The 15,471-nt window shown below is 72.0% G+C and carries 14 protein-coding genes; 4 read left to right on the forward strand and 10 right to left on the reverse strand.

Annotated elements, in window-relative coordinates; all coding sequences use genetic code 11:
* Nucleotides 1-58: 58 nt before the first annotated feature.
* From G3576_RS03665 to G3576_RS03675, 3 genes are all read right to left on the reverse strand, one after another.
* Nucleotides 59-406, reverse strand: coding sequence for a hypothetical protein (locus G3576_RS03665; protein WP_164692939.1), 348 nt, complete (start codon nt 404-406; stop codon nt 59-61).
* Nucleotides 403-1,722, reverse strand: a complete 1,320-nt coding sequence (locus G3576_RS03670) for a sulfite oxidase (protein WP_164692940.1) — start codon at nt 1,720-1,722, stop codon at nt 403-405. Before G3576_RS03670 ends, G3576_RS03665 begins: the two co-directional genes overlap by 4 nt.
* 66 nt (nt 1,723-1,788) lie before the next feature.
* Nucleotides 1,789-2,736, reverse strand: a complete 948-nt coding sequence (locus G3576_RS03675) for a dihydrodipicolinate synthase family protein (protein ID WP_164692941.1) — start codon at nt 2,734-2,736, stop codon at nt 1,789-1,791.
* Between the two features lie 278 nt (nt 2,737-3,014).
* Between G3576_RS03675 and G3576_RS03680 the strand changes: the two genes are divergently transcribed.
* From G3576_RS03680 to G3576_RS03695, 4 genes are all read left to right on the forward strand, one after another.
* The gene (locus tag G3576_RS03680; RefSeq protein WP_164692942.1) at nt 3,015-3,992 is read left to right on the forward strand and encodes a Bug family tripartite tricarboxylate transporter substrate binding protein; all 978 of its coding nucleotides are present in this window, start codon (nt 3,015-3,017) and stop codon (nt 3,990-3,992) included.
* 10 nt (nt 3,993-4,002) lie between these two features.
* Entirely contained in the window at nt 4,003-4,959 is a 957-nt protein-coding gene (locus tag G3576_RS03685; RefSeq protein ID WP_164692943.1) for a tripartite tricarboxylate transporter substrate-binding protein, read from the forward strand.
* A gap of 69 nt (nt 4,960-5,028) precedes the next feature.
* A complete protein-coding gene (locus tag G3576_RS03690; protein WP_164692944.1) occupies nt 5,029-6,012 on the forward strand; it encodes a substrate-binding domain-containing protein in 984 nt (327 codons plus the stop codon).
* Nucleotides 6,013-6,070: 58 nt separating this feature from the next.
* Entirely contained in the window at nt 6,071-7,003 is a 933-nt protein-coding gene (locus tag G3576_RS03695; protein WP_164692945.1) for an alpha/beta fold hydrolase, read from the forward strand.
* Here the strand turns inward: G3576_RS03695 and G3576_RS03700 are convergent.
* From G3576_RS03700 to G3576_RS03730, 7 genes are all read right to left on the reverse strand, one after another.
* Nucleotides 6,990-7,970, reverse strand: a complete 981-nt coding sequence (locus G3576_RS03700; protein ID WP_235951372.1) for a Bug family tripartite tricarboxylate transporter substrate binding protein — start codon at nt 7,968-7,970, stop codon at nt 6,990-6,992. The genes G3576_RS03695 and G3576_RS03700 overlap by 14 nt on opposite strands.
* 90 nt (nt 7,971-8,060) lie before the next feature.
* Nucleotides 8,061-8,744: a GNAT family N-acetyltransferase gene (locus G3576_RS03705; protein WP_164692946.1), complete on the reverse strand. Its 684-nt coding sequence runs from the start codon at nt 8,742-8,744 to the stop codon at nt 8,061-8,063.
* Nucleotides 8,741-9,892: an acyltransferase family protein gene (locus tag G3576_RS03710; RefSeq protein ID WP_164692947.1), complete on the reverse strand. Its 1,152-nt coding sequence runs from the start codon at nt 9,890-9,892 to the stop codon at nt 8,741-8,743. Before G3576_RS03710 ends, G3576_RS03705 begins: the two co-directional genes overlap by 4 nt.
* A 21-nt stretch (nt 9,893-9,913) precedes the next feature.
* Nucleotides 9,914-11,605 (reverse strand): alpha/beta fold hydrolase, encoded by a 1,692-nt coding sequence (locus G3576_RS03715; protein WP_164692948.1) that lies wholly within the window; start codon nt 11,603-11,605, stop codon nt 9,914-9,916.
* A 23-nt stretch (nt 11,606-11,628) separates the two neighbouring features.
* Entirely contained in the window at nt 11,629-12,570 is a 942-nt protein-coding gene (locus G3576_RS03720) for an amino acid--[acyl-carrier-protein] ligase (protein ID WP_164692949.1), read from the reverse strand.
* Between the two features lie 25 nt (nt 12,571-12,595).
* A complete protein-coding gene (locus G3576_RS03725; RefSeq protein WP_164692950.1) occupies nt 12,596-12,847 on the reverse strand; it encodes an acyl carrier protein in 252 nt (83 codons plus the stop codon).
* Between the two features lie 236 nt (nt 12,848-13,083).
* On the reverse strand, nt 13,084-15,414 hold the full coding sequence (locus G3576_RS03730; protein ID WP_164692951.1) for a xanthine dehydrogenase family protein molybdopterin-binding subunit: 2,331 nt from the start codon (nt 15,412-15,414) through the stop codon (nt 13,084-13,086).
* Between the last annotated feature and the right edge of the window lie 57 nt (nt 15,415-15,471).

Below are 15,471 nucleotides of genomic sequence, written 5' to 3' on the forward strand. Positions count from 1 at the left end.
CCTCGTTCCGGGGGCAGCATCCCCCCGGCCGCCCGCGGCGACAAGGCGCGCAGCCGCCTCAATTCAGGAACGGGTTGCGCCCCCGCTGTGGCGCCTGGGCCGGCCCGAAATGCTGCGCGAGATAATCGACGATCAGGACACGGAACTCCCCTTCCAGCGGGTTCATCCCGTGCCGTTCCGTCATCCAGTCCATCAGCCCGTCCCACTGCCGCCGCGTGAAGCGGCTGCGGCGGATCAGTGCCGTGTCGTGGCAGACGGTGCAGTAGCCGAAGGTCTCCGACCGCCCCTCACCCTCCGGCAGGATCGTCTCTTCCTCCGGCGCCCGTTCCGTGGCGGACACCGGCTGCGCGCCGGCCGGGGTCGCCAGCAGCGCGCAGGCCAGCAGGCAAGCAAGGCGCCCCTTCATGCGCCGACCAGGATGGCGATGCGGCTGATGGGATTCGCCCCGTAGCCCTGCGGGTTCCAGTTGGCGGCGAGGTGAGGCTGCATGCGGCCTCGGCTGTCCGTCGCGCGGTACCAGACCTCGTAGTAGCCATCCGCCGGCAGCGCCACGCGCCCGGTCCAGCGCTGCCAGGCATGGCGGTTGGCGGGCGCCGCCACCTGCATCTCCGTCCAGGTCGCGCCGAAATCGACGCTGGCATGGACGGCGCGCACGGTGTCGTCCCCGGCCCAGGCCGCGCCGCGCAGGTCGAGCGTCCGGGTGCCGGCGGCAAGCCTGGTGCCATGGGCGTGGCTGCTCAGGATGGATCGCACCGGCATGCTCTCCATCTCAGCGAAGTCGCGGCCATTGTTCTCGCTGCCGGGAACGATCGGCCGGACCGGGATGCGATAGCTCGTGCCACCCATGCCCTGGCCCGTATGGGGCTTGTCGAGCAGCGTGATGCGCGTGAACCACTTCTGGCTGAGGCTGCCCGGCCAGCCCGGCACCAGCAGCCGCGCCGGCGCGCCATGCACCTGCGGGATGGCCGCGCCGTTCATGCGGAAGGCGATCAGCGTATCCTCGTCCATCGCCTTCGCCAGCCGCATGCCGCGGCTGATGGCGGCGCGGTCGGTGGCGCCGGAGAGGTGCGGGTCCGCGCCGAAATGCCCGGTATGGCTGGCGGAGGGCTTCACCCCCGCCGCCGCCAGCACGTCCCGCAGCCGCACCCCCGTCCATTCCGCGTTGCTGATGGCGCCGTTGCCCCATTGGTTGCCCCGGGTCTGCGGCTGGAAGTGGCTGCGGCCATTGCCGCCGCATTCCATCTGCAACTGCCGCGTCACCACCGGGAAACGGCTTTCCAGCTCGCCCAGGGTGAGTTCGAGGGGCGTGTTCACCTCGCCATCGATGCGGATCTTCCACCCGCGGGGATCGCCGGCCACGGGATCCGGCACCTGGCCGTTGTTGCGGATGAAGAACTTGTCCGCGGGCGTCACCGCGTCATCCAGCAGGTGCTCGGGCGTCTCCGCGTTGAGCGGCCGCTCACCCTGGATGATGAGGGGCGCCTTGCCCTCCATGCGCAGGAATTGCGGCGCGTCCTGCGCCGCGGCGGGGCGCGTGAGGAGCGCGGGCGCGACGCCCGCCGGCAGGTGGCCGCCGAAGGGGATGGCGGCGCCGACCGCGCCGCCCATGGCCGCGAGCGCAGCCCCCTTCAGCGCGCCGCGCCGGCCGAAGGCGAGAGCGTCGGCGCGCTCGGGATCGTCGCGATAGAGCTCCTCGACGGAGCGTTCGGGCTTCCGTGCCATGGCCTGTTTCCTCCTGTGTTGCAGGGAGAAAGCCATGGCACGGGACCAGCCCGCAAGGCGGTAATTCTACTCCGCGGCCAGCGGCATCGCCTGGCCCGGCAGTCGCCAGCCATATTCCGCATCGAGGCCGAGCGCCTTCACGATCGCGACACCCCGCGCCAGGTGGTCCGGCTTGAGGCCCGTCAGCGGCCGCCGCAGGTCGCCCGCCGGCAGCCCCACCGCCTTCATCAGGGACTTCACCGCCACCGGGTTGATGGCGCTGTAGGTGAAGTGCAGCAGCGGCAGCAGGCGGAGATAGGTCTCCCGGAACACCACGGACTGCTCCGGCGTCGTCCAGGGCGTGGAGAGCCGAGCCATGCCGGCCGGGTCGATGTTGCCCGTCATGTTCGCCGTCCCATGCCCGCCAAGCGACATGGTCGGCACGACGAGTCCCAGGTTGGGGCTGTCGCAGCACATGATCGTCGCGTCGGGCTGCGCGGCGCAGACCTGCGCCACCTGGCCGACGCGCGTCGTGCTTTCCTTCAGCACCACGATGTTCGGGTGCTTCATGAGGCGCAGCAGGTGGTCCCAATGCAGGTCGGACTTCACCCGCGGCGGGTTGTTGTAGATGCCGATGGGCAGTTCGACCGCATCGGCGCATTCCGCGAAGAAGGCCTCGATGTCGTCCTCGGGGGCGCAGATATAGGCGGGTGCCGCCAGGATCGCGCCATCGGCGCCGGCGGCCTTGGCGTGCTTGAGGTAGGCGATGGTGGCGGCCGTGCTGGTGCCCGTGCAGCCATAGAACATCTTCATGCCGCCCACCTTCATGGCGGCGGTCTTCTCGACGATCTCCCGCCGCTCATCCGGCGTCAGCATGGAGACCTCGCCCGTCGAGCCCATGATCAGCACGGCGGAGGTGCCGGACTTCGCATGCCAGTCGATCAGCGTTCGGAAGCCGCCGAAATCGACGCTGCCATCGGCGTTGAAGGGGGTGATGAGGGCGACGAAGGATCCCTCGATCCGCATCTTGGCCATGGGCGCACCTGCAAGGTTGGGGACCGAACGCTAGCAACTCGGCGCATGCCTGGGTAGGCGGTCGAAATCACTGGCAGCGGAAGCGATGTTCCTTGTATGTTTCGTCCGCCGCCGCCCGACCCGCGCCCCGCACCCCGCGAAATCGGTGCTAAACGCGCATAATCGGCATAAGCGGGTTAGCGACTTAAATGTCACACCCGTCACGATCCGCCTCGCGACGGGGCTTCCCCTGCCACCGGGTCCGCCGCAATTCTTCCGGGATAGAAGGAGGAATTCGCATGCTGGCCCGCCGATCCCTGCTGCTCGCCGCCCCTGCCCTGGCCGCGATCCCGATCGGCGACCGCGCGCTGGCGCAGTCCTGGCCGTCGCGGCCCATCTCCATCGTCGTGCCCTTCCCGCCCGGCGGCTCGAACGACCTGCTGGCGCGGCCGCTGGCGGCGAAGCTCCAGCAGGCGCTGGGCGGCCATCCCGTGGTGGTGGAGAACCGCGGCGGCGCCGGCGGCACGGTGGGCGCGGCGCAGGTGGCGCGCAGCGCGCCGGATGGCCACACGCTGATGTGGGGCCATGTCGGCACGCTGGCCGTCAACCCCTTCATCTACCCCAACATTCCCTATGACGTGCTGCGGGATTTCGCCCCCGTCGCACTGGTGGCGACGCTGCCCGGCGTGCTGGCCATCCACCCCTCCGTCCCCGCCCGCACCACGGCGGAGTTCATCGCGCTGGCCAAGGCGCGGCCCGGCACGCTGGAATATGGCAGCGCCGGCAATGGCAGCGCGTCCCACATCACCATGGCGAGCTTCTGCGACGCCGCGGGGATCGACCTGATCCACGTCCCCTATCGCGGCAACGGCCCGATGCTGGCGGATCTGCTGGCCGGCCGCTTGAAGGTCGCCTTCGCCGGCGCGCCCGTGGTGCTGCCCGGCGTCCGCGACCGCCTGCTGGTGGCGCTCGGCATGAGCGCCGCGCGCCCCTCCGCCTCCATCCCCGGCATCAACCCGGTGGCGGAGGCGCTGCCGGGCTATGAGATGGTGCAGTGGCACGGCCTGGTCGCCCCCGCCGCGACGCCGCCTGCCATCATCGCGAGGATCAACGAGGCGGTGAACGGCCAGCTCAACGACCCCGAGTTGCAGCAGCGCCTGGTGATGGAGGGCGCCGACGCCGCGCCCCGCACGCCCGACGCCTTCCGCGCGCTGATCGCGAGCGAGCTCGAGCGTTTCCGCGGCCTGATCACCCGCGCCGGCATCCGCGCGGATTGAGGACAAGACGATGATCCGACGCCGTTCCCTCCTGGCCGGCAGCGCGTTGCTGGCCGGCACCGCAAGCGCCCAGGAAGCGCGCGGCCCCGTCCGCGTGGTGGTGCCCTCTCCGCCCGGCGGCCCGCCGGACCTGATCCTTCGCGCCATCCTGCCCAAGATGTCGGCGACGCTGGGCCAGACGCTGGTGACGGAGAACCGCGCCGGCGGCGGCGGGCTGGTCGGCACCGCCTATGTCGCGCGGACGCCGCCAGACGGGCAGACCTGGCTCTTCACCACCGCCAGCCACACCAACATCCCGCCCTTCAATGACAACGTGACCTACGACCCGGTGCGGGACTTCACCCATGTGACGCTGGCCGCGCAGAATTTCGGCCAGGCGCTGGTGGTGCATCCCTCCGTCCCCGCGACCAACCTGGCGGAGCTGGTGGCGCTGGCGAAGGCCAGGCCCGGCGCGCTGACCTATGCCAATGCCGGCAACGGCACCGCCAGCCACATCCCGGCCGAGCTGATGAAGACCATGACGGGCACGGACATCCTCTCCGTCCCCTATCGCGGGGTTGCCGAGGCCACGACGGACCTGCTCGCCGGCCGCATCGACATGTTCTTCGTCGGCACGCAGATCGCCTTGCAGCACGTCCAGGCCGGGCGGCTCCGCGCCATCGCACTGACCGGTGCGCGGCGCTGGAAGGGCATGCCGGATGTGCCGACGCTGCAGGAACAGGGCCTCACGGGCTTCGATGTCGTCAACTGGTTCGGCCTCTGGCTGCCCGCCGGCGCCGCGCCCGCGCTCGTCAACCGCATTCACGGCGCCGTCGCGAGCGCGGTGCGGGACCCCGAGGTGATGCAGCAATTCGACAATCTCGGCCTGGAAGGTGTCGCCATGCCGCCCGACCAGTTCGCGCCCTTCGTGGCGGAGCAGGCCCGCATCGCGCAGGAGATCGGCCGCCGCGTCGCCCGCCCGACCTGATGCCCTTGGCTGCGCGGATCGTCGCCGATCCGCCTTCGGCGGCCGCAGGCTGCCCCCAGGAGACATGGCTTGATCCTCACCATTGCCTGCGCCCCCTATGACCGCGTCCGCGCCCTCTTCGATGGGCGCGTGACCCTGCCTGGCATCCGCCTGGTGCCGGTGCCCATCCACTCCGAACTGAGCTTCCCCCGCGCCTTCTCCCGCGCCGAGTTCGACGTGACGGAGCTCTCGCTCTCCTCCCAGCTCATCCAGGTCTCGCGCGGCGAGGCCGCCTATGACGCCATCCCCGCCTTCGTCTCCCGCGCCTTCCGGCACGGCTGCATCTACCTCCGCGCCGATGCCGGCATCGGCGATGCCAAGGGGCTGGAGGGAAGGCGCGTCGGCATCCCGGAGTACCAGATGACGCTCGGCCTCTGGCTGCGCGGGATCCTGGCCGATGACCACGGCGTCGATGTGAACGGGATCAGCTGGCGCACCGCCGGCACCAACCAGGCGGGGCGCCGCGAACGCCTGCCGCTCGAACTGCCGCCGGGCATGGATGTGCGGCCGCTGCCGGAGGGTGCAACGCTCAACGCCGCGCTGCTGGCGGGCGAGATCGACGCCATCCTCTCGCCCACGGAACCCCTGGCCTTCGCGGAGGGCGATCCGCGTGTCGTGCGGCTGTTCCCGGACCCGCGCGCCGCCGCCATCGCCTGGCACCGCCGCACCGGCTTCCACCCGATCATGCATGTCATCGGGCTGCGCAAGGACATCGCGGCCCGGCACCCCGGCCTCGCCGGCCAGCTGCACGCCGCCTTCGACCAGGCGCGCCGCCTCGGCCTCGCGGACATGGAGGCCGATCTCCGCCACTCCTCGCTCAGCCTGATGCTGCCCTTCCTGGCGGAGGAATGGGCGGCCACGAAGGCGCTGCTCGGCGCCGATCCCTGGACCTATGGCATCGCCGCCAACCGGGCGGAGCTGGAGGCGATCGCCCGCTGGTCCCACGCCCAGCACCTGTCCCGCCATCGGCTGTCGGTGGAGGAGATGTTCCACCCGGAAACAGCGGACAGCTGAAGGGGAACCCCGCCACCCCCGCACCTGTTGACCCGGCAACCCCGCCGGAGCGCCGCCCATGTCCCGCCTGCTGACGCTCGCCGCTGCCCTGGGCGGCTTCGCCCTTGCCACCCACCAGGCCGCCCGCAACGCCGAGCGCGCCCGTGCCGCCCCCGGCCGCTTCATCGCCGTCGATGGTGTCCGCCTGCACATCCTGGACCGCGGCCCGCCGGCGCCCGATGGCCCGCCCGTGGTCCTGCTGCACGGCAATGGCAGCATGGTGGAGGATTTCGACAGCAGCGGGCTGATCGACCTCCTCGCCCGCCACCGCCGCGTGGTCGCGATCGACCGCCCCGGCTTCGGCCGCAGCGACCGGCCGCGCGACCGCGACTGGACGCCGGAAGCGCAGGCCGCCCTGATTGCCGCGGCGCTGGAACGGCTCGGCCTCGTCCGCCCCATCGTGCTGGGCCACAGCTTCGGCGCGGTGGTCGCGCTGGCGCTGGCGCTGGACCATGCGAGCCGCATCGGCGGGCTGGTGCTGGAGAGCGGCTATTTCTTCCCGACCCTGCGCGCGGACGCCGTGCTCTTCTCGCCGCCTGCCATCCCGGGCATCGGCGACGTCATCCGCTACACCTATGGCCCGCCGCTCGGCCGCGCGGTCGCAAAGCCGATGATCCGGCGGATGTTCGCGCCGCTGCCGGTGCCTCGGCGATTCAAGCGGGAATTCCCGCTGCCCCTCACCGTCCGCCCCTGGCAGATCCGGGCGGTGGCGGAGGACAGCGCGGCGATGGTCCCGGCCGCGCGCCGCCTGTCGCAGCGCCTCGGCCAGTTGCACCTGCCCGTCACGATCCTGGCGGGGGAGGAGGACCGGATCGTCAGCCCGAAGCGCCAGGCACAGCGCCTGCACGCGATGCTGCCGGACAGTCGCCTGGTCCTGCTGCCCGGCGCCGGCCACATGCTCCACCACGCCTCCCCGGCCGTGGTGGAGGAGGCGATCCTCAGCCTGGCGTGAGCCCGGCGGCGCGCACGATCGGCGCGAAGGACGCCAGTTCGGCCTGCACGAAGCGGGTGAAAGCCTCCGGCGTGCTCTCCGGCGGCGGGGCTCCCAGCAGCTCCTCGAAGCGCGCGATGGTGGCGGGATCGGCCAGCACGGCGCGCACCGCCTCCGCCAGCCGCGCCACGATGGCGGGCGGCAGGCCGGCGGGACCGGAGAGGCCGAACCAGGCGGCGCTGACGACATCGACGCCGCTCTCCCGCAGCGTCGGCAGGTCCGGGAAGCGGGCGGAACGCGCGGCGCTGCTGACGGCGAGGCCCCGCAGCGCACCGGAACGGATATGCGGCCCGGCACTCGGCAGGCTGTCCAGCATGGCCGGCACCACGCCCGCGATGGTGTCCGTCAGCGCCGGCCCCGCGCCGCGATAGGGCACGGCATTCACCTTCACGCCCAGCGCCATGCCGAGCCGGATGCCGGCCAGGTGGCTGGAGGTGCCGATGCCCGCGACGGCGAAGTCGATCTCCCCCGCCTCCCGCGCCATGGCGGCGAATTGCGCGAAATCCCGCGCACGATGCCCGGGGTTGGCCACCAGGACGGAGGGGCTGGTCGCCACCAGCGCCACATGGGTGAAGTCGCGCATCGCGTCATAGGGGATGGCCGGGTAGAGCGCCGGCGAGACACCGTGGGAGGTGCTGTTGGACATCGCCAGCACATGCCCATCCGGCGCCGCCTGCGCCACGGCAGCCGCGCCGATGGTCGCCCCCGCCCCCGCCCGGTTCTCCACCACCACGGGCTGGCCGAGCTGCGCGCCGAGCCGTTCCGCCACCAGCCGCGCCATCACATCGGTGGTGCCGCCGGGGGCGAAGGGGACGATGAGGCGGATCGGGCGCGTCGGCCAGGATTGCGCCCGGGCGGGCATGGCGGACAGCAGGGGGGCGAGCAGCAGCGGCGCGGCCAGCGCCGCGCGGCGGGTCAGGGCAGGCATGGCGTTTTCCTCCGGCTTTTGGGCGGAGTGTCGCGCCGAGTGCCGCTCGCCTCAACCCGGCGGCGGGCTCAAGCCTGGATCACGCCAGGCTCAAGCCGCGCGGGACAGCGCCTGCCGCGCCTGCCCGGCCTCGTCGAAATTGGCGGGGTCCAGCCAGGCGGAGAGGGCTGCGCGGCGCGCCGGCCATTCCTCCGCCAGCAGCCCGTACCAGTCCGTGTCCCGCCGCCGCCCGCGCGCGATCATGTGGGCGCGGAGCCGCCCCTCATGCCGGAAGCCCAGGCGTTCCGCCGCGCGGCCGGAGGCGGGGTGCAGCGCGTTGCACTTCCAGCCCACGCGCAGGTAGCGCAGGTCACCCAGCAGCAGGTCCAGCAGCAGGAAGCAGGCCTCCGTCGCGGATCGCGTGCGCGCCAGGCCCGGCGGGAACCAGAGATTGCCGAGTTCTGCCGAGGCGTGGTTGGGCCGGATGTCGAGCACGCCGATCCAGCCCGCCGCCGGCCCCGGCTGGCCATCGGCCAACAGCGGACGCACGGCCCACAACAGCTCTTCCTTGCTCGCGGCCGCCAGGCGTAGATAGCCGCGGAAGGCGGCCTCGCTGCCGAAGGGGCCGAAGGGCAGGTAGGTGAAGCTCTCCGGCGCCGCCGCCGCCTGCGGCCAGAGGGCGGCCGCATGGTCGCCCGACAGCGGCTCCAGCAACGTCCAGTGTCCGCGGATCGGGCCCGCCACGGGACGCTCCCGCGGCGCTGCGTCCACGGCCTCTCCGGGCCAGTCGGTCATGCCAGGCGCCGCCCGCCGGCGAGCACGCCATAGAGCGCCGGGGAGACCCGGAAGATCAGCACGCCTGCCGCGGCGACGATGGCGATGGTCAGCGCGACGGAGGCGCCGTAATGCGCGAGCAGCCAAGCCTCCCCGGTCGCGGGCATCACGCGCGACAGCACCTCCTTCACCAAAGCGATGGCGGGGTAATGCGCGGCATGCAGGAAGAAGGCGAAGCCGCCCCAGCGCGCCAGCTGGCCGCCCCAGCCGGTGGAAGCGAGTTGCAGGCAGGCGCCCCAGCAGGCCGCGACGCCGAGCGGACGGATCAGGCGCGTCACGACATCGAGCCAGGCGATGGTGGCGGGGTCCGCCATGTCCACCACCAGCGGCGCCAGGGTGCGCATCGCCGTCAGGGCGGCATAGGCGACCAGCAGCGACAGGGTGACACCCGCACTGATCCGGAGGTTCCACTCCCGCCGCCGCGCCAGGGCGCCGAGGTAGAAGAAGAACAGCACGTCGGTCCGGATGAAGATGCCGAGCGTGAAGCCCGCCGCCCAGACCGCGGCCAGCACCACCGCACCCGCGATCGGCGCATGGCGCAGCGCCAGCCAGATCAGCGGCGCGCAGAGCACCGTGACGAAGAGGTCGCGCACGAACCAGAACTGGAAGGCGATCGGCACCTCCGTGATGCCGAACACCGCATTGGCGTAGTCCCAGCCATCCGCCGTCGCGACCTGCAGGTTGAACTGCTGCGCGAAGCCGATGGTGGGCGCCACGCGCTGCGCCATGATGGCGATCGCGAGCGTCGCCAGGTTCCACAGGACCAGCGGCAGCAGCAGCGACCGCATGCGGCCCTGCACCTTGCGCCCGATCCCCTGCCCAGCGCGGTCGCCACCGCCGAAGAACAGCCAGCCGGACACGGCGCTCAGCAGCGGCACGGCGCTGAAGAAGAAGAAGGTCAGGAAGCCGTTGATGAAGGTCGCGACGCGCGGACCGTCCGGATCGATGCCCTGGAAGGGCTGCCGATGGTCGCCCGGCAGGTTGAAGTAGTGCAGGAAGACCAGCCCGATCACCAGCGCGACGCGGGCGAATTCGATCGTCTGCGTCAGCGCGGCGGGGCTCTCCACCGGGCGCGCGAGGTCATGCGGTGCGGTCAGCACGGCGCTCATCGTCCTTGTTCCTTCGCGGTGTCAGCGCGCGGGCAGCGCGAGGTTGGGCAGGCCGCCCGGCAGGGCGCGGTCGCGATGACCGGTATTCGCGCCGACCGGCGCCTCCACACTGTCCAGCCGGAGCGCCGCATCCTCGATCAGCGCCGCGGCTTCGGCCTGCATGGCAAGCGGCGCCAGCGCGTGCTCCGTGCCCTCCAGCACCCGGCAGCGCACCAGCGGGAAGCCGCAGAGCCGCCGGCCGTGCCGCCCGAAATGGGCGCGCAGCTCCCGCAGCCCACGATCCCCGCGGCTGTAGCCCAGCAGCACATGCACCCGCCGCGCGGCCAGGCGCCGCATCCAGGCGGAGGGCGCGTCCAGCCCGGTCTCGATCCCGATCCTCGCCAGCAGGCGGTCGGCTTCCGCCTTCAGCCGGCGGACCAGCATGCGGGGGCGCCGGAGCCAGGGCCTCTCGCCCGGTGGCGGCCCGCCATCCAGCGCCGGGGCACCGCCCTGGCTACGATCGAAGGCCGGCAGGTTGAACAGCGCCAGCCCGTCGATCCGCGAATCGATCAAGGCGAGACGCAGCGCCGCATGCGCGCCGGAGCAGAGCCCGACCGCGAGGCAGCGGGAGGCTCCTTCCGCCGCAAGCAGGTCCCGCCCTGCCCGCGCGGCCGGGACCAGGAAATCGGCAAAGGGATCGGGCGCGACGGCGGGGTCGGCGCCTTCCGGCGCGTCGCTGTCTCCAAGCCCGGGCAGGTCCATCCGCAGCGAGGGGATGCCCGCCTCGGCCAGGCGCCGCGCCAGCCGCACGCCGAAGCGGCCGACGCCGACATGGCCATTCGCCCCGGTATTCAGCAGCAGCGCGGCGGTGCGTCGCGCCTGGCCAGGTGCCGGGCTGCACAACACGCCGACCAGGCTGCCGCCCGGCCCGAAGCGCAGCACGGATTCGATCGCACCGCCGCCGACCGGCCGCGGCAACGACTCCGCCACCTCTGCCGCTCCCGTGGCGACGCTCGCATCCTCCGCAAGCCAGGCGCTGGCACGGTCGAAGGCACCGACCGGCACTCGCGCCTCATGCGCCGGCGCCAGGAAGCTCTCCAGCCCCTCCAGGGCCTCGAAGGCCACGGCCGGGGCCACGCGGCGCGCGGACGCGGCAGCGCGGTCCATGATCATGACGCGCGGCACGGCAGCGCGACAGAGCGCCGCGGAAAGGTCGGCGCCAGCCAGGTCCTCGAGCTCCTCGACCGGCCAGAGATGGCCCGCCACCTCGATGCCATCGACCCAGTCGTCGCGACTTGCGCCGACCTGCGCGGCCAGCAGCATGTGGCGGCGATGGGTGCGGCCCTGCGCCACCGGCGCCAGCAGCAGCAGCGCGGCGACCTCGCCAGGCCGGCGTGACGCCGCCTGCGCGGCGATCAGCGCGCCGAGGCGAAGCCCGGCCAGGGCGACCTCGGTGACGCCGGCCTCGGCGCGCATCCAGTCCATCGCCTCCAGCACCGCAGCGCGCGCATCCTCCAGCCGGAAACGCTCGCCCGGGCTGTCGCCGCTGCCCGGATGGTCGAAGCGGAGCACCGGGAGGCCGAGCGCCGCGCATCGCATGGCCAGGTCGCGCAGCCCGCGATGGGCCAGCAGCGCCTCATGCCCCTCCGGCGCCACGATGACCACGCCACGCCCGAGGGCGGGCAAGGCCGGCGGGTGGAACCAGCCGTGGCAGCCCGCGACGGTGACCGGCACCGCGCGAGGAGGTGCCGGCGCGTTCATCGCGCCGGCCAGAGCGCGTCGCGCACCGCCTGCGGCCAGGCGGCGGGATCCATGCCGTGGTGGCGCAGCAGCGCCAGCACGATGCGTTCCAGCCCGAAGCCCGCGCAGCCCGTATGCGCCAACTCGCCATCCGCGGCGCGGATGCCATAGGCCTCGGCGAAATGCGTGACGTGGTAGTTGAAGGACCCGCAGGCGTTCGGGCGATCGGGATCGCTGATCGGCACCAGGATCTCGAACTTCAGGCGCTGGCTGCGCTGGCCGTCGCGCATCAGCGGCGCGGCGCGGCCGAAGAAGGGATCGTTGGCGATGTCGGTCGCGGCCGGCAGGTGAAGGGCCGCGAACATCGCCATGGCGCGATCCATCCAGCGCGACTGGAAGGCGCGGATGCGATCGGGCGTGCCGAAGCAGACCTGTTCGCGCTGCCGGAACATCTGCATGCGGACGGGATCGACGGAGGGCTCTCGCCGGAAGCAGTAGGAGGAGCTGTCCACCAGCCAGCCTTCCTCCGGCAGCCGCCCCCGGGCGGCCACGATGGGATAGACGGGATAGCAGGAGGCCGGCGTCAGCATCACATCCGCCGGCTGCATGTGGCTGGCGAAGCCGCCCTGTTCCGGCGTGCAGGCCAGCGCGCGCCGGTGCGCGGAATCATCGCCGCAGAAGCAGGAAACTCCGGCCGTGAGCTGAGGGAAGTTGCGGAAATAGCCGCTGGCCTCGAAGCCCGCGCGCGTCATGGCGGGCGGGAAGCGCAGCACCTCCACGCGATCGCCATCGGCGAGGCGACCGACCATGGCATCGACGGCGGCGACCGCGGCCTCGAACGCCTCGCCCCGGCCATAGAGTCCATCGACGCCCGTCGGCAGCAGGTGGCCATGGCGGACCAGTTCCTCCCGGAACAGGTCGGCCGGCGTCTCGGTGGTGGCCATTATGGCGATATTCATCGGTTTCCTCTCGGCGACCCGTGCGTCAGGCGGCGAGGGAATGACGATGCAGTTCCTCCGCCGCATCGATCAGCGCGGCGATGGTGGAAAAGGTTTCACGTCGCAACAAGTGATCAGGGAAACTTGAACCGAAATGTTCCTCCAGCCCTACCATCACCTCGACCGCGCCGAAGGAGGAGAGGCCCGCATCGAAGAGGTTGGCCGTCAGCGACAGCTGCGCGGCCGGCACGGCGAGATCGCCATTGGTCGCAAGGATTCCACGCACCACGTCTTCCATCGCCGCCCTCATCTGCTGGAGAGGGCGGCATATTCGCGCGTGCTGGCGCGCACACAATTCAACTCGGCATCAAGTCGTGGCTGCAACAGCCAACCTTAATTCGCGGAAAGGTGGAACCGCCGAAGGGTTAACGAAACGCAAGACGTAGCAACGGTTTCGTTGCAGCCTGTCGTCGTTACCCCAGGCGCGTGTCGCGTGGGATCACGACATCGCGCGTGTCGCGGTGCCGACAGCGCCTATTGCATCGCGCGCCATATCCGCTCCGGCGTCGCGGGCATGTCGAGATGGGCGACTCCGATCGCATCGCAGACGGCGGAGATCACCGCGGGAAGCGCTCCGACCGTCCCGGCCTCGCCCGCCCCCTTGGCGCCGAGGGGGTTCATCGGAGTGGGCTGCGGGTTCGACCGCACGGCGACGAAGGGCATGTCGACGGCGCGCGGCATGGCGTAGTCCATGAAGGAGGCGGCGAGGAGTTGTCCCGTCTCCGGGTCGAAGACCGCCTCCTCCATCAGCGCCTGGCCGAGCCCCTGCGCCACGCCGCCCTGGATCTGGCCCTTCAGCAGCAGCGGGTTCACAACCGTGCCGACATCATCCACCACGGTGTAGCGCGTGACCGCCGCGGCGCCCGTCTCCGGGTCCACCTCAACCTCGCAGAGGTGGCAGCCATTCGGGAAGGTCGCGTCCTGCGGCGCGACGATGGCGGTGGCGTGCAGGCCCTTCTCCTCCCCCTGCGGCAGCCCGCCCGGCACATGGGCGGCGCGGGCCACCTGCTCGATCGTCACGGCGCGGTCGGTGCCGGCGACGGTGAAGCGGCCCTCGGCGAAATCGATGTCGGCGCCGGCGGCTTCCAGCATCAGGCCGGCGATGTGGCGGCCACGCTCGACGATGCGCTCGGCGGCGCGAGTCATCGCCGTGCCGCCGGCGATGATGGACCGGCTGCCGAAGGTGCCGCGGCCATGCGGCAGCGCATCGGTGTCGCCATAGGCCACGCGGACCTTCAGGGGATCGAGCCCCAGCATGGTCGCCGCCATCTGGCGGAAGGCCGTCTCATGTCCCTGGCCGTGGCTGTGGCCGCCCAGGAGCAGCGTGCAGTGGCCATCGGAGCCGAAGCGAATCTCGACACCTTCCTCGCCCGGCATCTTGGCGGGGCCGGCGCTGATCTCGATGGCATTGGCGATGCCGAGGCCGAGCTTGCGGCCGCGCGAAGCCGCCTCCGCGCGGCGGGCGGGGAAACCGGCCACATCCGCGGCCTCCAGCGCCATCGCCATGCCGCGCGGGAAGTCGCCGCTGTCATAGGTGAAGACGAGGCCCGTGCGGAACGGCATCTCCTGCGGCTGGATCAGGTTCTTCCAGCGCAGCGCAGCGCGATCCATGCCGAGATGCAGCGCCGCCATGTCGATCACACGCTCGATCGCATAGGTCGCCTCCGGCCGCCCGGCGCCGCGATAGGGCGCGGTCGGCTGCGTGTTGGTGAAGGCGCCCAGCACCTCCGCATGGATGGCGGGCGTGCGGTAGACGCCGGCCAGGCCGCCCAGGTTGTTGGTGGAGGAATGCGGCGTCAGCAGCGCGAGATAGGCGCCGAGATTGGCGACGGTGCGGATGCGGAGCGCGAGGAAATTGCCTTCGGCGTCCAGCGCCAGTTCGACCGTGCTGTCATTGTCCCGCGCATGGGCATCGGATTGCAGCGCCTCGCTGCGATCGGCCACCCAGCGCAGCGGCCGGTTGAGGCGCTTCGCGGCCCAGAGCAGCGCGGCCTGTTCCTGCGTGGGGTGGCTGCGGAGCCCGAAGGCGCCGCCCATGTCGTTGGCCACGACGCGCAGTGCGGAGGACCCGGCGCCCAGCACCGGTGCCAGCGTGTCGCGCAGATTGTGCGGGCCCTGCGTGCCGTTGCGCAGCGTCCAGCGCCCCTCCGCCTCGTCCCACTCCGCGATGGCGGCGCGGGGCTCCATGGGGTTGGCGGAGACGCGGCTGATGCGGAAATCGAGCGCCACGCGATGCGCCGCGCGCGCGAAGGCCGCGCCAACGGCGGCCGCATCGCCCTGGGCGAAACCGAAGCCGATATTGTCCGGGCAGAGATCGGGCCAGACCAGGGGCGCGCCGTCGGCCAGCGCCGCCGTGGCGCTGGTGACGGCGGGCAGAACCTCCCACTCCACCTCCACCGCTTCCGCGGCGTCGCGCGCCTGCTGCTTCGTCTCCGCCACGATCAGCGCGACGGGATCGCCGACATGCTTGGCGGCACCCATGGCCAGCGGGCGATAGGGCGGGCGGGGCATGGGGCTGCCATCCGGGCGCTGGCGAGGCACGGCGCAGGGCAGCGTGCCGATGCCATCCGCCACCGCATCCTCCCCGGTCAGCACGGCGATCACGCCAGGCAGGGCGAGCGCGGCGGCGACATCGATGGAGAGGATGCGCGCATGGGCGTGGGGGGAGCGCAGGAAGACGGCGGCGGCGGCATCAGGCGCGCGCAAATCGTCGGTGTAGCGGCCCTGGCCGCGCAGCAGGCGCGCATCCTCGAACCGCCGGATGGGCTGGCCGATTCCATTCGGGTTGGTGGCGTTCTGCTGCATCGGACGTCCCCTGGCTTCCCCTCGCCTACCGCCGGCGCCACGCGCCGTCCATTCGGG

It is taken from the genome of Falsiroseomonas algicola (genome assembly GCF_011040385.1).
Classification (GTDB): Bacteria; Pseudomonadota; Alphaproteobacteria; order Acetobacterales; family Acetobacteraceae; genus Falsiroseomonas; species Falsiroseomonas algicola.